Source organism: Trichocoleus sp. DQ-A2, assembly GCF_039961915.1.
Lineage (GTDB): Bacteria > Cyanobacteriota > Cyanobacteriia > Cyanobacteriales > FACHB-T130 > FACHB-T130.
Genome location: NZ_JAMPKD010000004.1, coordinates 267,723 through 287,067, shown reverse-complemented (window position 1 = coordinate 287,067; position 19,345 = coordinate 267,723). Strand labels below are relative to the sequence as shown.

19 protein-coding genes and 1 tRNA gene are annotated in these 19,345 nt (G+C 45.4%); 12 read left to right on the top strand and 8 right to left on the bottom strand.

Going from position 1 to position 19,345, the window contains the following annotated elements; all coding sequences use genetic code 11:
* Window positions 1-612 precede the first annotated feature (612 nt).
* A complete protein-coding gene (locus NC997_RS05700; protein ID WP_190428144.1) occupies window positions 613-1,446 on the bottom strand; it encodes a rhodanese-related sulfurtransferase in 834 nt (277 codons plus the stop codon).
* A 172-nt stretch (window positions 1,447-1,618) separates the two neighbouring features.
* Here NC997_RS05700 and NC997_RS05695 point away from each other — a divergent pair.
* Window positions 1,619-1,691: transfer RNA gene (locus NC997_RS05695), tRNA-Ala, on the top strand.
* Between the two features lie 302 nt (window positions 1,692-1,993).
* Window positions 1,994-3,271 carry a family 10 glycosylhydrolase gene (locus NC997_RS05690; protein ID WP_190528520.1) on the top strand — a complete coding sequence of 426 codons (1,278 nt, stop codon included), beginning with the start codon at window positions 1,994-1,996 and terminating at the stop codon, window positions 3,269-3,271.
* A gap of 289 nt (window positions 3,272-3,560) precedes the next feature.
* Here NC997_RS05690 and NC997_RS05685 read toward each other — a convergent pair whose 3' ends face one another.
* Entirely contained in the window at window positions 3,561-3,782 is a 222-nt protein-coding gene (locus tag NC997_RS05685) for a hypothetical protein (protein WP_190412909.1), read from the bottom strand.
* A 48-nt stretch (window positions 3,783-3,830) separates the two neighbouring features.
* Here NC997_RS05685 and NC997_RS05680 point away from each other — a divergent pair, with 48 nt between their 5' ends.
* The 3 genes from NC997_RS05680 to NC997_RS05670 all read left to right on the top strand — a co-directional run bounded on the left by NC997_RS05680 (window position 3,831) and on the right by NC997_RS05670 (window position 6,353).
* Window positions 3,831-4,727 (top strand): AraC family transcriptional regulator, encoded by an 897-nt coding sequence (locus tag NC997_RS05680; protein WP_190528519.1) that lies wholly within the window; start codon window positions 3,831-3,833, stop codon window positions 4,725-4,727.
* A 121-nt stretch (window positions 4,728-4,848) separates the two neighbouring features.
* Window positions 4,849-5,334: a cytochrome b6-f complex subunit IV gene (gene petD, locus NC997_RS05675; protein ID WP_190429071.1), complete on the top strand. Its 486-nt coding sequence runs from the start codon at window positions 4,849-4,851 to the stop codon at window positions 5,332-5,334.
* Between the two features lie 245 nt (window positions 5,335-5,579).
* On the top strand, window positions 5,580-6,353 hold the full coding sequence (locus tag NC997_RS05670; RefSeq protein WP_190528518.1) for an EcsC family protein: 774 nt from the start codon (window positions 5,580-5,582) through the stop codon (window positions 6,351-6,353).
* Between the two features lie 114 nt (window positions 6,354-6,467).
* Here the strand turns inward: NC997_RS05670 and NC997_RS05665 are convergent, their stop codons facing one another.
* The gene (locus NC997_RS05665; RefSeq protein WP_190528517.1) at window positions 6,468-7,169 is read right to left on the bottom strand and encodes a Crp/Fnr family transcriptional regulator; all 702 of its coding nucleotides are present in this window, start codon (window positions 7,167-7,169) and stop codon (window positions 6,468-6,470) included.
* Window positions 7,170-7,489: 320 nt separating this feature from the next.
* Between NC997_RS05665 and NC997_RS05660 the strand changes: the two genes are divergently transcribed.
* Window positions 7,490-8,224 (top strand): glutathione peroxidase, encoded by a 735-nt coding sequence (locus NC997_RS05660; RefSeq protein ID WP_190528516.1) that lies wholly within the window; start codon window positions 7,490-7,492, stop codon window positions 8,222-8,224.
* Window positions 8,225-8,282: 58 nt separating this feature from the next.
* Here NC997_RS05660 and NC997_RS05655 read toward each other — a convergent pair whose 3' ends face one another.
* Window positions 8,283-8,405, bottom strand: coding sequence for a hypothetical protein (locus tag NC997_RS05655; RefSeq protein ID WP_277881820.1), 123 nt, complete (start codon window positions 8,403-8,405; stop codon window positions 8,283-8,285).
* A gap of 62 nt (window positions 8,406-8,467) precedes the next feature.
* On the opposite strand from NC997_RS05655, the gene NC997_RS05650 reads away from it, so the two are divergent.
* From NC997_RS05650 to NC997_RS05640, 3 genes are all read left to right on the top strand, one after another.
* A complete protein-coding gene (locus tag NC997_RS05650; protein ID WP_190528515.1) occupies window positions 8,468-9,610 on the top strand; it encodes a class I SAM-dependent methyltransferase in 1,143 nt (380 codons plus the stop codon).
* 237 nt (window positions 9,611-9,847) lie between these two features.
* Complete coding sequence (locus NC997_RS05645; protein WP_190412676.1) at window positions 9,848-10,132, top strand: hypothetical protein; 285 nt, start codon at window positions 9,848-9,850, stop codon at window positions 10,130-10,132.
* A 75-nt stretch (window positions 10,133-10,207) separates the two neighbouring features.
* Window positions 10,208-10,552 (top strand): hypothetical protein, encoded by a 345-nt coding sequence (locus NC997_RS05640; RefSeq protein WP_190428074.1) that lies wholly within the window; start codon window positions 10,208-10,210, stop codon window positions 10,550-10,552.
* A gap of 123 nt (window positions 10,553-10,675) precedes the next feature.
* On the opposite strand, the gene NC997_RS05635 is transcribed toward NC997_RS05640, so the two are convergent.
* Window positions 10,676-11,308, bottom strand: a complete 633-nt coding sequence (locus tag NC997_RS05635) for a D-Ala-D-Ala carboxypeptidase family metallohydrolase (RefSeq protein WP_190528514.1) — start codon at window positions 11,306-11,308, stop codon at window positions 10,676-10,678.
* A gap of 123 nt (window positions 11,309-11,431) precedes the next feature.
* Window positions 11,432-12,871 (bottom strand): radical SAM protein, encoded by a 1,440-nt coding sequence (locus tag NC997_RS05630; RefSeq protein WP_190412674.1) that lies wholly within the window; start codon window positions 12,869-12,871, stop codon window positions 11,432-11,434.
* 107 nt (window positions 12,872-12,978) lie between these two features.
* Between NC997_RS05630 and NC997_RS05625 the strand changes: the two genes are divergently transcribed.
* The 3 genes from NC997_RS05625 (at window position 12,979) to NC997_RS05615 (ending at window position 15,849) form a co-directional block, all read left to right on the top strand.
* A complete protein-coding gene (locus NC997_RS05625; protein WP_190528511.1) occupies window positions 12,979-13,449 on the top strand; it encodes an ABA4-like family protein in 471 nt (156 codons plus the stop codon).
* Between the two features lie 125 nt (window positions 13,450-13,574).
* Entirely contained in the window at window positions 13,575-14,261 is a 687-nt protein-coding gene (locus NC997_RS05620; RefSeq protein ID WP_190528509.1) for an ROK family protein, read from the top strand.
* Between the two features lie 79 nt (window positions 14,262-14,340).
* Window positions 14,341-15,849: a TldD/PmbA family protein gene (locus NC997_RS05615; RefSeq protein ID WP_190528507.1), complete on the top strand. Its 1,509-nt coding sequence runs from the start codon at window positions 14,341-14,343 to the stop codon at window positions 15,847-15,849.
* A 137-nt stretch (window positions 15,850-15,986) separates the two neighbouring features.
* On the opposite strand, the gene NC997_RS05610 is transcribed toward NC997_RS05615, so the two are convergent.
* Complete coding sequence (locus NC997_RS05610) at window positions 15,987-16,472, bottom strand: type III secretion system chaperone (protein WP_190528505.1); 486 nt, start codon at window positions 16,470-16,472, stop codon at window positions 15,987-15,989.
* A 98-nt stretch (window positions 16,473-16,570) separates the two neighbouring features.
* On the bottom strand, window positions 16,571-19,054 hold the full coding sequence (locus NC997_RS05605) for a DUF4157 domain-containing protein (protein ID WP_242031417.1): 2,484 nt from the start codon (window positions 19,052-19,054) through the stop codon (window positions 16,571-16,573).
* Between the last annotated feature and the right edge of the window lie 291 nt (window positions 19,055-19,345).

Genomic DNA, 19,345 nt, shown 5'->3' with positions numbered 1-19,345 from the left:
TGAGTTTCTCGGCTTAAATCTCTAATAAATCTCATAAGTCTCTTGTTTTCTTGACTTTTGTTTTAGCTTATTCTACTTTTTATTATGTGTAATTTATTTTACATAAGCACTTAATATGTATAACCAGTGCCTATACAATGCAGCTTAAATAAAAGAGGCGCGAACGCCTCTTTTATTCCCCTGAAATACTGGGAAATTTCACTCTAGCCTTGTAACATCCAACACGAGTTAACTATATTGAAAGCTACTATTTGTGAAACCGTCAAGGACGGCAAATCAAACTTCATTAAAACTTCTAAAATATTGAATTATGTACGGAAATTATTCGCCTAAGTAAAATTTCCGTGAAGCAAAGCTATCCCGCAGGGAATCGCCCATCTTCTCTTGTGCAAGGATAAGAGCGATCGCTATTTATCCATGTCTGCAATGCATGGAAGCGATCGCGCTTATATCGCTCTTATACCCACCACGATAGGGCGAACAGACTTAGCACTCCAAGCTGATGTCGCAACAAGGAAAACACAGCCACTTGCAAGGTAAGCTTTGCACTGCGATCGCGTATCCTGAGAATCTGCCCAAATTAATTTGTCGCCACCTTTGTTACGGTGCTACCTATTTTTCCTGGGTGAAGCGATCGCAACAGTAGGGACAGCAAATCCCTTGCTGATAATCAGGCGAAGTTTGATCCGCTTCGGAGATAGGATGACCGCAACGAGGGCACATTTCATGCGTTCCTATCTCCAAACCCTCGCGTACAGCAACCCGTTGATCGAAGACAAAGCATTCCCCTTGCCAGAGACTGTCTTCTGGGGGAACTTCCTCTAAATACTTGAGAATGCCGCCTTTGAGGTGATAAACCTCTTGGAACCCTTGAGCCATCATAAACGATGTCGCTTTTTCGCAGCGAATCCCGCCAGTGCAGAATAAAGCGACCTTTTTATGTTTGCTGGGGTCGAGGTTATTGCGAACATAGGTGGGAAACTGCCGGAATGAGGCGGTTTTGGGATTTTGCGCTCGTTTGAAGGTGCCAATCGTTACCTCATAATCGTTGCGGGTGTCAATAATCGTCACCTCTGGATCGGAAATCAGTTCATTCCAGGCTTGCGGACTGACATAAGTGCCAACGCGATCGCTTGGATCGATTTCCGGCAATCCCAAGGTGACAATTTCTTTCTTCAACCGCACCTTCATCCGGTCAAACGGCGGAGAATCGGCATAAGACTCTTTATGCTCCAAGTCAACTAGACGCGGATCGGAGCGTAAAAATGATAAAACTGAGTCGATTGCTTCACGAGAACCCGCGATCGTCCCGTTAATACCTTCTGCTGCCAGCAGAATTGTCCCTCTAATACCCTGTCTTTTGCAGTGCGACAATAAGGGGTCTTGCTTATCGGCAAAATCTGGCAACTTGACAAATTTATAGAAAGCTACAACAACTTGGGTCATTTCCTCACTCAACAGCAATGAGTAAAAATGTTTTACGCTGGTTCATCACCTAACCTAACAGAGTAAGCTTCTGTGATGATATGCATCTAAATATTTCTTCCTCTACCCCCTTCCCTAATGGAAGCAGATGAGCTAATATAACAAAAGTGTCTGAAGTTCAGACTTCAAGTTTGGGGGTTTAGCTCAGTTGGTAGAGCGCCTGCTTTGCAAGCAGGATGTCAGCGGTTCGAGTCCGCTAACCTCCATTTATTTTGTCAATTAACACATTATTTGTCGTCGTTAACAGATTAATGTCGTTTAACGACGTTTTAAACCAATTCGTGTCATTTAATTAATTCTGACAACGATGAACGCTGTCTTAGGACAGGTTGTGGGTTTTTGTCGCCGTAATGATGCGGAATTGCGCGATCGCGAAGTGAAGTACCTTGATATACCACCATTCTCTCTAAATTCTCCCTTCCGCGCTTCCCGAGTATCGGTTACTACAAGCAAGCCTTAATTGAGTCAAGAGAGTTACTCTCCGAGTTGAACAATCACCCTTGTTATCATGCCACCTAAAAAAGAAAATAATGGATGTGGATGTGCGAGTATTCCATTTTCATTAATCATTGTTTTGTTTGGGGTTGGTTATTGGGGTTTTAGGCAGCTAGAGCGTCTAGATATCAGCCAATTTTTGCCTAATAATCAACAAAATAATCAACAACCAACGACTCCTATTTTGACCCCTGCGCCTAGCCAGGGTGTAACGGTTGTCAAATCGCCCCTTCCACAAGCAATTCCGACTGGCACACCAACAACCAAACCACAAGTTATACCATTACCTGTTACAAATTCGCCCCTTCCGCAAGCGATTCCGACTGGCACACCAACAACCAAACCACAAGTTATACCATTACCTGTAACTCCCAAAAATTCGCCATCACCTCAAAATCCTTGGGAGAAAAAGAAAATAAGGGGAATTTATTTAAGTCGGTATCAAGTAACTAATAATGCTAACGAAAGAACGATTCGCGAACGAGTTCGTTATTACCGGTCTCAAGGAATCAATACAATTATTCATGGAGTGTGGGGGAATGGTTGCACGATGTATAACAGTGAGGTGATGCAGCAAACCCTCGGATATAAAAGTTGTCCTAACCAATTTCAAGATCGATGGTTAGATTGGCTGATTGATGAGGCGCACAAGCAGGGAATGCAAGTTCACGCCTATTTTGAGAAGGGCATTAAAATTGATAAAAATAGCCCAATTTTCGACTTGGCAATTTCTAAACGATGGATTGTGCCTGGGGTGGATAAAACCTATGCTGGCATCGATCACTACTTACTGGATGTGGAACTCCCAGAAGTGGCTAACTTCTTCAAAAAGATATCAGTAGAATTTGTCAAAAAGTATCCAAACATCGATGCGGTTCAGTGGGATGATTACCTTGGTTATCATGCTGAATTACCTGGAAAAGTCGATCGCACCGCCCACTTGACTAATTTTGTGCGCCAAATGAGAGCTGATATGAAGAAAGCTAACCCCACGGTTAGTTTTGATCTTTGCCATCATAATCCTTATTGGGGTAAACGTTATTTTGCGGCTGATTGGCAAAATTGGAATGTCGATCGCGCTTTCATTCAAATTTATAACGATGCTAACTTCAACCAAGAACTAGATTACGCCGAAAAGTATGAGGGAGTAGCTATCTCAGATAAGCAGTTGTATCGCTTAAAAGAATTGGTTAATAACCCCAAAATTAAGAGTATTTTGGTTTTTCCCTCTTCCGGAAAACCAGAAGAGACTGCTGCTCTTCTCAAAAATGCTATTTCAGTCACTAAGTAGGGCAATGATTTCCGCAGTTTGCCTCTAACTTCTTGACGATACATGATTGAATAATTTAAGCTTTCTCAGCAGCCCCAAAACGGAAAACTGAGAGAATGTTTACCTAACGCCTGCTTCCAATGGTTCTGTAACTGTGAAAAGTAACGTAAGAAGCAGGTGCGAGCGCCCTTCTTTCTGCCCAAGGATGATTGCGGATCTTCAATAATTTTAGGCGTAGAAGGACGCGATCGCATCTTTCTATAAATGTTTCAAAACGTGTGGGCAGAAGCCCACCATACAACAAAACTAGCTATTTCTTCCAGGGGAGTTTAGTCCCCATTTCAGTCAGCGCCGAGAAGATGAGATAGAAGACGAGTACGCCAACACCGGCAAGAAAAAGAACGATATCGTTGTCCATTCTGATAGCAGGGTAAATAGTAAGTACCAGAATCAATAATCGCAAAAAAGGTAACTCTAATAACTGCTTTAAGCTTTTCTTTTCACGGATAAAGTGTCCCGGTGTCACATTCATTCGGTTAACCCCATAAACTAAGGATAGCCATGCAAAGCTATACCAGTCATGCCAGAAGCTCAACTACCGAATATCGATCTCACACAAGAAAAAGTTTGGAAGCAGCTTGTCCTAAACGCACCTGTACTCTCAAGTAATACTTCTGCGTGGTCAGGTATTCACTTCGCTTATCATCGACAGTCTGCTCACGAACTTCCTGAATGTTGCTTTGCCCAGCATATTATCACCATCTGTGTTGGGCAATTCGAGATAAGACTAAAAAGAAATGGACACTGGCAGAGTGAGCGCTATACAGATGGTGATGTTGGTATTTTTCCCGCCAATCAATCAGATTTAATCGCTAAATGCGATCGCAAAGCCGAGTTTATTAATCTTTATCTTGAACCAGCAACATTTGCTCGTGTTGCGTATGAATCAGTTGATGCAGATCGAGTAGAGATAGTGCCGCAATTCAGAGTACACGATCCGCTGATTCAGCAAATTGGTTTATCACTGAAAACTGAACTTGAATCAGGTGGAGTAGATAGTCGTCTGTATGCTGAGTCTATGGCAACTGCTCTCTCGGCTCATTTGCTACAGCGATACTCTGTCAAGCGATCGCTCGTTCGAGACTACACAGGCGGATTACCGCTTCACAAGTTAAGAGAAGCGATCGCTTACATCAACGACTATTTATACCAAGACTTGATGTTGGCTGAAATTGCCGCCACTGTTCAGATGAGCCCACATTACTTTGCCAGCTTGTTCAAACAATCTACCGGACTTGCACCGCATCAATATGTGACCAAATGTCGGATTGAGAAAGCTAAATTGCTTTTAGCTAAGCAAGAGTTGACAATTGCAGAAATACTTCAACAAGTAGGTTTTAAGAGTCAGAGTCACTTCACCAGAGTCTTTCGTCAATATACTGCAACTACGCCAAAGGCATACAGAGACGCTCTCTAAAATTTTTGGAAGATTAGAACATTTTCAGAAGAATAGGCAAGACAGCAATATCAAGCGATCGCTAAACTGAACAGCCATAAGCAAATAACTCGCTTTACATGGCAGCAGTGGAGTTTGTGATATGACAGGAATCAAGAAGAAACCCGATCTGAGCGATCCAAAACTGCGGGCAAAGCTAGCTCAAGGGATGGGGCATAACTACTATGGAGAACCAGCTTGGCCTAACGATCTGCTTTATATTTTTCCAGTAGTGATTTTAGGAACCATTGCATTGTGTGTAGGGCTGGCAGTTCTCGATCCGGCGATGGTAGGAGAACCGGCAAATCCTTTTGCGACTCCTCAAGAGATTTTGCCAGAGTGGTATCTCTACCCAACGTTTCAAATATTTCGCGTTGTTCCTAACAAACTATTGGGAGTTGTACTCAATGCTTCGATTCCCTTGGGCTTAATCGTAATTCCTTTCATCGAAAACGTTAACAAGTTCCAAAACCCATTCCGTCGCCCAGTTGCCACAGTTGTTTTCTTAGTGGGTACCTTAGTTACACTCTGGCTAGGAATTGGTGCTACTTTACCGATTGACAAATCCCTGACTTTGGGTTTGTTCTAAAGTTGCTGAAGCGTGGCAGTTATTTCAAAGCGATCGCCTCCAGCACCGAAATCTAGCAGAGAAAACGCGATCGCTTATTGTTCTAAACTTCCAAAAACTGGTATCTGTAAAAAACTGAGCGATGAGACTGAGTACTGAATTTCAGACTTTCAGAAGATTCAATCACTATCAGAGGATAGAGGCTACGGAGTCTTTGCTTTTTGTAAAGTAGGTGTCAGTCTAAAGTTTAAAAGTTACCAAAATCTATGGTAGTACCAGGCAAAGAAGGTTCAGGCACAGACCCAATGAGTGAAGCGATCGCTACAGCAATTCAGTTTGCTAAATTGGCTTCTGATACATTGCAGTCTACTGCTGAAAACGTTACTAGCACGACTACTGCCGTAGGAGAAACGGTTGGATCTGCGGCTGTGCGCTTCGTGGAGCAGGGAACGGAAAACGTCGGCAAAATCGTCACCCCAATCGCTGAAAATCCAGTCGTGAAGTTTGCTGCCAAGGTTCCAGGCATCAATTGGCTAACGACTGCATTGGGTCAAGTTGATGCCCAAAAAGCTCAGAATGAGGTAAACAAGCTCCGACAGGAATATCCGCTAGAAAGCTCTGAGCAGTTGGCTCACCGAATTATTGTTGACACTTCCCTGAAAGGCGGGGGAATTGGATTACTCACTAACTTCGTGCCTCCGATAGCGCTCACTCTGTTTGCAGTCGATGTGGCAGCGGTTACAGCGCTTCAAGCAGAGATGATCTACCGCATTGCGGCTGCATACGGTTTTTCGTTAGAAGATCCAACTCGACGAGGCGAAGTCCTAGCCATTTTCGGTTTGTCTGTTGGCGGTTCTGGAGTCCTGAAAGTTGGACTAGGCTTTATCGAACTCTTGCCTGTAATCGGTGCTGTCGTTGGAGCGTCGAATAACGCCGCATTGCTTTACTCGCTGGGATCTGTCGCCTGTCGATTCTACGAAGTGAAAAGAAAGTTCAAAGCTCAAGCTGAGGGGAATGGTGTTGGGAGTGTTGCTAGCTAGCTTCTAAAAGCGCTTGTTTGGTAAAGAAGAAAAGGTTTCATGACTCTCTTGGTTGGGCGATCGCAAAGTAGCGACCAACTTCAGCCGAGACAAACCTTACACCCGGCGTATTCCTTACCAATTAACGGTGCCAGAAGCGATCGCCTCCAATTTCTGTGCATCAAGCACCGTAATTTTTCCACCCCGACTGTAAGCCATAACCGGCTTCAAACTTTTAAATAGTCGCACGCACTCCTCATAGGTAATACCAATACTGCGAGCCATTTGATAATAAGAAAGCTTCTCCTTCAAACACTGACCTTCCGCCGCTGGAGAGGTACCATATCGAGTTGCAGAATACTGAATCAATCTAGCTAAGCGCACAATTGCCCGCTCAGAAACCAATCCATGCACCGTTTCATGGAGTTGTTGCAGCCTAGAATTGAAAACCATCAGCATTCGTAAGGCAATTTCCGGGGTTTGCTGAATCGCTTCTAGCAGCGCATCTCTTTTTACCGTCAGAATCTGAGAATCACACTCAGCAGTGACGGTTGCTGGAGCAATTCCATCACCCAATAAGGCGGGAGCCGCAAAGATTTCTCCTGGTGGCAAAGTACGGAGAATCGTTTCCTTGCCGGTTATTGCCGTTTTAACGACTTGTAAGGAACCGCTCAGGAGAGCATATAGCTTTGCAGGAAGGCGATCGCCTTCCTGCATGACAATCTCTGTTTGGCTGTAGTGCTGCACCTGCGTGTGGGGTTGTAAACGCTCTAATTCTGGCAAAGTTAAATCTACAAAAACCAAAATCCGAGAAAGCTGTTCGACCGTTGCCTGCATTTTTTCTGAGTTTCAAGAAGACGATAAGACGACTAGAAAATCATGGGAGCATCCCACCCAATGTATGCGCCCACACCCTTCAGGGCGGGGCTGGCGCGTCCAAAGGTTGCCGGGAGCAGCCTGAAGAATTTTAGCCTGCCGGGAGCAGGCTTCGTTTATGTAGCCCCACGCTTCAGAGCCAGGTTTCCCAGTTTTATCCAATTTTTCTCTAGCCGTGAAAGCGAGTTAAAAAAGTCTTTGCCTTGACAAAATGTAGTCATAATGAGTACGCTTAATAGAAGTTCATCATTCAGATCGCTTGTAGTCAAGGAGTGAAATTCATGTTTCCTAATCGAGAAGGACAAAAAGTTCCCAACGTCACCTTCCGCACTCGCCGTGACAACGAGTGGGTGAATGTGACGACTAACGACTTATTTGCTGGGAAGACAGTGGTTGTTTTCTCTCTACCGGGTGCTTTTACTCCGACGTGTTCATCAACCCATCTCCCTGGCTACAACGAGTTGGCTAGAGTCTTTCATGAAAATGGCGTTGATGACATTCTCTGTATTTCCGTCAATGATGCCTTTGTGATGAATGAATGGGCTAAATCCCAAGAAGCAGAGAATCTAACTCTGCTTCCCGATGGGAATGGTGAATTCACCGAAGGCATGGGAATGCTGGTTGATAAAGCTGAGTTAGGGTTTGGGAAGCGGTCGTGGCGTTATTCCATGCTGGTGAAGGATGGCACGATTGAAAAGATGTTTATTGAGCCAGTTGTGGAGGGAGACCCCTTTGAGGTGTCTGATGCCCAGACAATGCTCAACTATATCAATCCTGAGGCAGCAAAGCCTCAGATCGTTTCCCTGTTCACAAAAGTAGGTTGTCCTTTCTGCTCTCGTGCAAAGGTGATGCTGAAGGAGCATGGGTTGGATTACGAAGAAATTGTCTTAGGCAAAGAAATTACTACTCGTTCTTTACGGGCTGTCACAGGCGGAACAACGGTTCCCCAAGTATTTATTGATGGCAAGTTGATTGGGGGTTCTGAGAAGCTAGAAGCTTACCTCAGTGCTAGATAGAAGAAGGCAAAAAACAGCCAGTCACCTCAAGTAAGCGATTCTGTCCTTAACTGAGTCCTTAACTGAGGAAAGAGCGATCGCTTCTAGATTTTGTCCTAGGCGCGATCGCTCTCGCATTTATGTTGGTTAGCGATCGCTTCGGGAAGAGTAACGTGATGTGAATGCGAGGGTTTACCCACACCAAAACCCTGAAAGCGAATGATAACTTGTTAGAGTGAATAATAAGGGGTTAGGAAATAGGATATGGATAAACAATTCCAACACCGGATGTTACCTCAAGCTACCCATGACGAGTTAGCACGCCAAAACTTTGTCAATAGCTTAAAAGGCTACCTGACCAGTCAGATTACCCCAGGAAATAAAGCAATTTACGAGAAGCGGCTTAAACCGCAGTTTGAGCAGGAGCATCAGCGATCGCCTCAAGATCGGCATGAAGTTCGCCGTCTGATGCAGCACGAACCCTATTACCGAATGTGGGGTGCATTGCGGCGTACCACTCAAGAAATGATGTGGGATTCAGTCAATACTAGCGTCGATCGGCAGCTTGCCGATTTGATTGAGCAGGCGCAGGACAAGGATAGCCCTTTGGGTTCTTTAACCTTAAATGCAGATTTAAAAATACCCGCCTATCACACCGCAGTCGATATTCACTGTATGCCGGGTGGATACCACAGCGAATATACCGAAAACGACATCGCAGCAGGGGCTGTCTACGATCGCGGTGTTTACGTTTATGTAATGGGTCGTCTAGGGCCAATGAATGACGACTTAGGGCAGTCTGTGGTTCGCAATTACTTACAGCCGCAGCATCCCAACTTCCGTCCTCGAAAAATTCTCGACATCGGATGTTCCGTCGGTCACAGCACGCTTCCTTATGTGGATGCTTACCCAGAAGCTGAAGTTTATGCGATTGATGTAGCGGCACCGATGCTGCGGTACGCTCATGCAAGAGCGGAGGCTTTGGGTAAGCGAGTACACTTCTCGCAGCAGAATGGTGAGTCTACAGATTTCCCCGATGAGTCGTTCGATCTGATCGTCTCCCATATTTTGTTGCACGAAGCATCGCCACCAGCGATCGCGAATATTCTGCGTGAATGCCACCGACTGCTAGCACCCGGTGGACTAATGGTTCATGTGGAAGCTCCCCTTTATCAAAACATGGACCCCTACAGCGCCTTCATGTTTGATTGGGAAACGCAAAATAACAACGAACCTTGGTGGAGTGCCATGCGCGATCTAGACTTGGTAGCGCTGACTAGCCAAGCTGGTTTTGAAGCAGATAAAATTACCCCAACTGTTGCTGCTACAGGTGGCTGGAAAGGCACATCCCAAGGAGGCGGTTTTGGCAGTCGGGGCAATTGGTTTCTCTTGGTTGCCAGTAAATAAGTCACCAGTCATTAGCGATCGGCCATCAGTGATTAGTGAGTAACGACTGACTAAAAACTCGTCATGAGACTTCTGGTAAAAATCATCGACTGGTTGATTTGATTGGGTAAAAAAGAAGGAGAAAATAGTTACTTTAACCTTTCCCCGACTTCTATAAAAAGTCTATTTCCAGCATTTTTTACCCATTTGTCAAAAACGACGAAATACAAATAAAGTTATTCAAGAGAATTTGTAGTAATGGCAAAAAAAGCTAAGGGAAAAAAACCTATTTATTTTGAAAATCCCGAAAGCGACAAGTTACTGGCAATGGTTTTGGCGCTAACTGGGGAAGTCTCTGTTCTACACGAACGTCTCGATACAGTTGAACGGTTGGCTCAAACAAAAGGTCTGATTTCGATTGAAGAAATTGAGAATTACCAGCCAAGTGAGCAGGTAGAACAAGAGAGAGAACAGTGGCGACAAGCCTATCTCGATCGAATTCTACGGGTTGTCAAAGAGGAACTGGATACATTAACTGAATAAGCAGAATATAAAAGTCACAAATCCTAAATTTATAGATTGAGATTGAGCAGATTTAAACTTGTTCCAGGTATCTTGATGATGAAACGTTGGTTGAACTGGGTTGTATTTGGCACTAGCCTACTGGTGACGCTGCCGCTAGGAGCGATCGCTTCTGCTCAAAGTGTCATTAACAAAGCCACTTGCACCTACAATGGCAAGCCACTTTACGGCAAAATAAAAATTGTTGAAAGCTTGCCAGATATCAAGGTAAAGATTGTCTCATCCTCTCCGGATTTAATCGTCGAACCTGTCACCGCTTTTCCCCAACGGTGCGGTCAGTGGCAATTTGTTGAGTCTTTTCCCGATCTCAAGGTGCAAATTGTCGAGAATTTTCCCGATATCCAGATTCAGTTTGTCAATAACTTTCCCGGCGTTCGGTAAGAAACTAACACGGCGTGCGACTTTCTGTATTTCTGCCTCTCTTGCCAAGGGAGGTTAAGAAAAGGTTGCACACCGCGTAAACTAAGAATTAAAAATTGAGGCTTTTTAATCTTTAATTGTTCCCTAGCCTGGATATTGTGCTTGCCAGCGTCGCTGGGAACCCATGTCCAGATGCAGCATATAGGGCACATACATATAGGTCGCTAAACCGCCTTCCCACCAATCCAGCATCTTTGCGAGCTGTCGCCCGGTGTAGCCCTCCACCCTGAAATCAACAGCACCGCCCGTCATCGGTTGATTTTTGGACGCGCCATGAACCTTAGCCCCAAAGGGTTTGTGATGATACCAACTGGTGATCAGGAAAGGCTTACCAATCTGGTCTCTGGCAACTTGTAGCTGCTTGGCAAGAGCGATAATATTCTCCACGACTTCTAGATTTTCGGGGAGATGGCGATCGCCATTAGGAATCGCGTCTGCCCACGTCAAGTCACCACCCGCAATGATCGGATCGTTCAGATGAATTTCTGACGAAGACGAATAGGTTGCCAAAGCCAACGGTTGACTACTTTTGAGTGTCAGTTTCTCCATCGCTTCCGGGGCAAGATCGGGGCTAGGGCCATTTAATAAAGCTTGGTGAAACTTCTCTAACTGCTCTGGGTGATTATCTTTGAACCATTGCTCAAGCTCATCAATCGCATGATTTTGATGCTCTAAATTCTGATAAAACTTAAAGGCATTTGTTAGTTTGAACTCCATCTCGGTCGATCCCTCCAGCGGGCAATTCCCTAAATACCAGCCTACCGCGCAACCTGTACCACTATTCTCTTGTTTCCCATCTGTAGGTCAGGGAAAACCCGCTCTGGAAGATTATAGAGACTTTTATAAAACTGGCATCTGCTCTTGTAGAACAGCTGCCTCCTCCTTAAGAGGTAACTTTTCTCGGGGTTGCGGGGATGGATGAGCGCCAAAACTGGTTAAAACACTTTCCAAAGTTGGCAGGCATTGAGTGACCTTTTTCGCCCGAATGATCCCGTCCCAAACTGGCTCCAACTTCTTCCACGCCCCAGCATAGACCAAATGCCGCATCCGGTCAGACCAACGATCCTTAGCCCAAGCACCTTGGAAAATATTACTCCAACGATAAAAATCTCGATACGCTTGCCAGTAGCCTGCCTCTAGCACCTCCGGTGTCATCTTAGTTGGCTTGTAGACAACATGACGAGTATCGTATAAATCCCAGTTGGAATGAGTAATTCGTCCCTGCGCTGCCATGCGTTTGTACAAAGCAGTATCGGGATAAGGCGTCAAAATGTGAAACGTGGCAGTTTCCAATCCCTGTTGCACCGCCCATTCTACCGTGCGCGCAAACACGGTTTCATCATCGTCATCCATGCCAAAAACGAAGCTAGCATTCACCATCACGCCCAAATCCCGCAAACGGCGAATCGCAGCGCTGTAATCTCGATTGAGATTTTGATATTTATGCTGTTCTTTGAGATTCGTCGGGTTAAGGGTTTCAAAGCCAACAAACAAGCTGCGTAAGCCACATTCAACTGCTTTTTCCAACAATCCCGGCTGCAAGATAGATTGTACCGTTGCGGCTGCTTGCCACACGCGCCCCATCCCCTTCATCCCCTCAAACAACGCGGCGGCGAATTCAGCGTTGCCAAACAGATGATCGTCGAGAAAATAAAGATGATGCCCTGGTAGCCGCTCAATCTCAGCCAGTGCATCGTCTACAGGTTGCGTGTAGAAAGATTTGCCGCCTTTAAAGAAAGCTTCTTTGTAGCAAAAATCGCAGGTGTGAGGACAACCCCGCGAAACGACAATGGAGTTCGGAATTAAGTACAGATGGCGCTTAATTAAATCGCGGCGAATGGGAGGAACGCCGAGGAGCGATCGCAGCTTCGACTGATACACTTTACCAGGATGACCTGCCCGGAAATCCTGGAGAAATTCAGGCCAGGTATCTTCACCAGGACCTAGGAAAATTGTATCCGCATGAGTCGCAGCTTCTTCTGGAAGGGAGGTAACGTGCAATCCACCCAGACAAATGTATGCACCCTTTTTACGGTAATGGTCGGCTAGTTCGTAAGCTCGGTAAGCTGAGGTGATATAAACCTGAATCACTACCAAATCTGGCTCATCATCTAAATCCAGTCGCTCAACGTGTTCGTCTTGCAGGATAATTTCATCATCTTCGCTGAAAAAACTGGCAATCGTCGCTAATCCCAGTGGCGGAAACAGCGAATATTTAATCGGTCGCCAGTGGGGGCTGAGGGCTTCAGTCAAAGCCGGTAAAATCATTTTGACCTTCATTCAGAAAGCTCCTGCGACGATTGGTAGGTTTCTGGGCACCGATTCTAACCGGCAATCTGCTTAACAGTCGCTTACGATGACGATAGTCAGGTTAATTCTTCATATCTATGACAATTGCTCAACTATTCAACGGCGCGAATCTGTTTGTTCTGCCTTTCTGGGCGCTAATGATTTTCCTACCCAACTGGGGCGTGACGAAGCGGGTGATGGAATCTTATCTCCCCTTTGTAGCTTTAGCAGGTTTATATGTGTATTGGTTTTTTACATCCATTACACCGGAATCTGCTCAAGCAATGTCCAATCCTCAGCTAGCTGATATTGCTCAATTCTTTGCAGACGAGAAAGCTGCTGCGATTGGGTGGGTTCATTTTCTGGTAATGGATTTATTCGTCGGTCGCTATATCTACTGGGAAGGACAGCGTACTGGTGTCTGGACAATCCACTCGCTGGTGTTGTGCTTATTTGCAGGGCCAATGGGACTGTTGTCTCATATTTTGACAAAGTGGGTGACAAATAAATTTTTCTTTCCAACTGGAACCGATTCCGTAGCTGCCTCGACTCCAACTTCACAGGCGTAAGAGAATTTTGGATTTTGGATTACAATCTAGCGGTGTAAAAAGGTTAGTTTTAACATTTGCACGAGTCGTAAATTGTCAATCTAAAATTCGCAATCAATTCATTATCAAATAGAGAGAATAGATGTATGCGTACCCTAGCGGTTGACATTGGCGGCAGTGGCATCAAGGTGATAGTCTTAGACGAAGCTGGAGAGCCACAGACCGAACGTAGTCGAGTAGAGACTCCAGCTCCAGCCAAACCGGAGCCTGTGATTGATGCGATCGCAAGTCTTGCTGCTGGAGCCGGTGAATTTGACCGCGTATCAGTAGGTTTTCCAGGTGTTGTGCGCGACGGGGTGACGAAAACGGCGGTTAATCTAACTCCAGAGTGGATTGGATTCGATCTGGCAACCGTGCTGAGCGATCGCTTGGGCAAGCCGGTGCGGGTGGCAAATGATGCCGATATTCAGGGAATGGGGGCAATTTCCGGCAAGGGTGTTGAGTTGGTCATTACCCTTGGCACCGGCTTTGGTTCCGCCTTGTTTGTAGACGGGAAACTGGTACCCAATCTGGAACTGGGTCATCATCCGTTTCGCAAAGGGGAAACCTACGAAGAGCAGATGGGGCGTGCTGCTTTGGATAAAGTCGGTAAGGAAAAATGGAATAATCGTCTAGAAAAAGCGCTCGCATCTCTTCAACATTTGTTTAATTACGATTCTCTTTATATCGGCGGCGGCGAAGCGAAAAAAATCGCGTTTGAGTTACCGTCAAACACGAAAATCGTGCCCAATGTGACAGGTTTATTGGGTGGAATTGCTTTATGGCGGGATTAGAATGAATTAGAAATGTAAAATTAAAAAAGAGTCTTTTTGCATTTAATTTTACATTTTTAGTTTTTAATTGGAGATCGCTATGGTACAAGCTCCTGCACCCATTTCTGAGGTTAAAACCCCAGGCTATACGACTGAATTGAGCGAACTCGCGATCAACCTGATTCGGAAAGCTGGGTGCGAGTACGGAGATGTCCGCTTTTGCTCCTACCGAACTCAGAATCTTTATGCACGCGATCGCTCTTTGAGCAATTTGTCAGACAATGTCAATTCTGGTTTTGGGGTGCGGGTGCTGCTAGATGGCGCTTGGGGTTTCGCTGCCAGCCATAACAAAACTCCGGCAGAAGTTGCCAGAATTGTTGCTTTAGCGGTAGACATCGCCAAAGCCAGTCGCCTTTCCCAACTAACGCGGGTGCAGTTAGTTCCTGTTGAAGCGCACCGGGATACTTACATCACTCCGATCCAGATTGACCCCTTTACGGTGCCAATTGCTGAAAAGGCAGAACTGCTGCTGAATGTGAACGAGCAGTTGTTGAATTATGGCGATCGCGGCATCAAAAAAGCCTATTCTTACCTCAGCTTCAGCCACGAAGACAAAACCTTCGCTTCCACAGAAGGTTCTCTCATTCACCAAACAATTTATCGCAGCTATCCGGGATTTGGCTGTACAGCGATTGCCAATGGCGATGCTCAAAGCCGCAGCTACGAACGCCCACCCTTGAACATCGGTTATGAGCATATCGATCAGTCAGATATCCTTAGCCAAGTCGAGCGGGTTGCGGAAGAAGCGATTGAGAAAGTTCACGCGCCTGTTGGTCCTTCGGGGATTCGTTCGACTTTAATTCTCAAGCCGACTAACTTGTTTTTAACCATTCACGAATCAGTCGGACATCCTACAGAACTCGATCGCGTGTATGGCTACGAATCCAACTTTGCAGGCACCAGCTTTGCCACAACTGATAAATTAGGCAAACTGCAATATGCCGCACCTTGGGTGAATTTTAAATGCGATCGCACTCAGCCGGGAGGACGCAGTACCGCAGGCTACGACGATGAAGGAGTTGCCTCACAAGATTGGTACGTTGTTAAGGATGGTACTTTAGTAGACTATCTAACAGACCGCGAAACTGCCCATCGACTCGGACGCCCCAGCAGTAACGGTTGCGCCTATGCTGATAGTTGGTCAAGCGTGCCGATGGTTCGCATTCCTAATTTAGGGCTAGAACCAGGACCAGAGGGAGGCAGCCACACCGCTACTTTAGCCGAGATGATTGCTAACACCGAAGACGGGATTTTAATTGACGGAATTGGCAGTTTCTCCATCGATCAACAGCGTCGCAATTTCCAATTCGGCGGCGATGCCTTCTGGAAAGTCGAGAAAGGCAAAGTGGTAGGAATGCTCAAAAATGTCACCTACCATTCCATGACGACTGATTTTTGGAATAGTATTGACGCCATTGGCCCAGCTTCAGAATGGATGCAGTGCGGTGCCAACAACTGCGGCAAAGGCGAACCGATCCAAATTGCCCAAATGACTCACGCCTGCGTACCCGTGCGAGTGCGAAATATTCAGATTGGTAGTTCCTCGTGATTTGAAATGGAGATGCGATCGCATCCCTATCATCTTCAATTTCTAAGGCGATCGCTATCTTCCTACAGAAAAAGTAGATTATTTTTTCTAATTTTAGATAATTTAACAGCAAAATTCCCGAAAACTCTGCCAATAATTTAAGAATTTTCCTCTGAATGAATCGGTGCTAGCGATCTTTCAGAACGAGCTATATTATTAATTTCTGGAATAGCAGATAAAACTGCTGAGATAAATTTTTGAAATAAACGCTTAAATTCCTCTGGTGCGATCGCATCCAGCATCCAATGATGAACTGCCACCAGCAGATCGCTATCGCCGACAACTGCGCTCGCAAAACTCAGGCTAGAAACTTGTTCGGCATAAAATTGCCTGTGCAACAAAGCGTCTAAAAATTCTCGGCTTAGTTGACCCTGAATCGCTGCTAAAGGTGATAATAAAGTAAAATATTCACCCGTTTTTGCCATTCTTATTTCTATCTGCAACTGTCCTCCCGACAACTTAACGATTGAAGGAGGCAAGGGGAGCGAAATAGTGCAGCCACCCGATTCATCTAAAATTAATTTAGATGAATTATCTGGTTTACTTATTGCTGCTAAACCAGCATTTACATCGTCTTTCAGCAAAATTTTGACCTGAATAAAATATAGTTTTCCCTACTATTTACAGCAGAAAAAGCAAATTCAAATCATTAAGTAGAAACGCGATCGCTAATCGATCGAACCTACCTACCCCTACGTCTTCTAGAGTTGTTACCCATTTGCTCTAATTCTGCTAACCTTTCGGGATCAATATTAGATAAAACTTGGTTAGCTCGCTTGTCTTGGATATCTTCCCGTCCGCTTAAGTCTTCAGCAATTTTATCGCTAACATCGGGAACATAATTCCCGACAAAACCATGTCCCTTAGTTTTACCCACGCTATGAACTGTTGATTTAGCGTGTCCACCCGTACCAATAGCAGAGTCTATCTTACTACCAATGTGGCTATAAGTCCCGACGGCAAAACTAACTGGGTCAAACCCACCCACATATAGGTCAGTTTTTAATATTGAAGACGGATGCTGTACAGCATTTCCGGCAAAAATTAATTGGATATAAGTATTCATATCCTCCTTAGCGCGATCGCTAGCCATCCTCTTAGCTGCTTCCTCTCGCGCCGCCGCCGCTAATATTTCTGGGTCTATACCTAGTCCCATATCATTTTCTTGATAGAACAGAGCAAAATCTTGATAGATTTTGAGAACTGCGGGGTCTTGTCTTGCTAATAATAGATATTCTTGTTTCAAAACTTCGTGTACATTTCTAACTGCATTGTCAGTTTTAATCGTTCCTCGGCTGTGAGCAGAAACAGTAACCCGTGTTTTGCGGCGCACCGCATCTAGCATGATTTCTTCCTGCTTCTCTGTTGCTTCGTCGTCAACTTGGACTTTTCCTTTGAGGCAGTCAATCAGATCGGCTACCACACCACCCCGTTGAGCGCTATAGGTGTAAAGAACATCTATGGCATTCTGTCCTAATGCGGCATCGTCTTGAGCATCTAGCGCTTCGTTGACTGATTCTTGCAATGCTGCGGCGCTTAAAAGTCCCGATTTTGGCGCTACTTGCATACCATTGATATGAGTTACAGAGGGGTACCAATCTCCTAGAGAGACGGGTTGTGGATAGGGTGCTACGCGAGGTGCTTTGCCGTTAAAACCAGTCACCAAACCCATTGCGAAATAAACGACTTTCCCATTTCCTAATTGCGTGCGCTTAACCTCCTCAATTATCCGATTTGGCGATCGCCCTGACACTCGATATTGCTTGCTGTCAAAATCACTAAAATTGCTGCCTTTGCCAACACTTTGTTTCTCAGCAGAAAAAGCTCCACTTCGGCTTCTTCCTTCCGCTGGAGCCTGCTGGTCATTATCTTGAAGTTTCAGGCTAATTTCTGTCTGCTGTTCTATAACTTGGTCGCGCAAGCTAATAACGCCCGATCTTCTAGGATGCAGATCTGAGAATTTATCTAGACAGCGATCGATTGCCTCTAATAACTCAACCAGCAGAATGCTATCTGTACCTGCCTGTTGTACTTTCTTCAGTGCTTCATCAACTTTTTTTAGTTCGGATGGACGACGGGAGAAGGAAACCGAAGTTGCTGCTTGAAACGCTTTCACTCCCATAATTTCTTTTGCTTGAATGAGTGGCAGTTCCCCAGTCTGCGTATCATTCAATCTCATGATTTGAGAGCCAGGGGACAATTCAGATGATTTCTGTATTTGCCGCTGTACCTGACCCCCATTCTGCTGCACCACATGAGTTAACTCGTGCGCCAACAATTCTTGTCCCCCGCGGCTCCCTGGATTGTATTCCCCCTGGCGAAAAAAGATATCTTGACCCGTAGTGAAAGCTTTGGCTTGAATTGATTGATTTAGCTGGTGAGATTGGGCATCAGTATGAATTTTGACACTACTGAAGTCTGCGCCAAAAGCCTTTTCCATTGGTTCTCGGATGCTTTCTGAGAGCGGTTGTCCGCTACCTTTGGCTTGTTGGATGGATGTTTCCAGATCCGCTGTTGCAGCCATTCCATCCGCTCCAGACTGACACTGCACTATTGGCTTCATCTGGAGTTCGTCTTCTTCATCGAGTTGGGGCGTATCTTGCCGCTGGATGCTGCCTTCTGGTTTCTGCTGGAGTTTTTCCTCCTCATCCAGTTGGGGCATTTCGTCTCGCTGGACAGTTTCACCCGAAGCTGACTGTTTAGGCGCAGGTGCGTTATTAATCTGACTCACGACTTGAGCCGCTACTCGATCTGCCTCTTGTTCGTACCGATCCCCTGGTTCTCCAATCGTCAGTTTTGCCTGAATTGGTTGGGGTGTCGCTATTTGGCGGGGAGCAAATAGGTTGGGGATTTCCAATAAGTTAATGCCTTGGCGTTGCGTAATTTCTCTTTTCTGCTGCCAAAAGGCATCCATCTTTGCCTGTAATACCGTTAGTCGTTCCTGTCCCTCTGGCGTTATGCTGCCTAGTTTCGCCTGTATTTCTAGCCCGGTCGCCTCAAACTTATGCTGGTCAAATGCTTGATTTTCTATTTCCTGCTGGGTAGGAGGCAGCTGCGAATCAGGTTTTGGTTGGATTGCAAAAGGGCGCGACTGAATGCTGTGGCTGTTTTTCTGGCTAGAAGCGGGATTCCAAGAAGAAGATTTTCGTATTCTTTCGTAGGTCATCTCTCGCCTCTATTCCAGAATTGCAAAATAATATTTCTTTCTTGTCAATACTATCTTTAGTACCTTGTTTTAGCATAAATGTAATATTTTGTAACTAGAATAAAGCAAGCTAGGATAACCTAATTGGGATGTAAAGATAGAAAACTCACGGACATCAGAACGACTGACTGTTGCAGCGTTGCTGAATTTACGAATAATCTGGCACTCTGGAATAGAGGTTTTAATTATTTTGTTGATTGGCATTTGAAAAGCCTCGCACCCGAAATCAAAACGCGATCGCATCGCTTCATC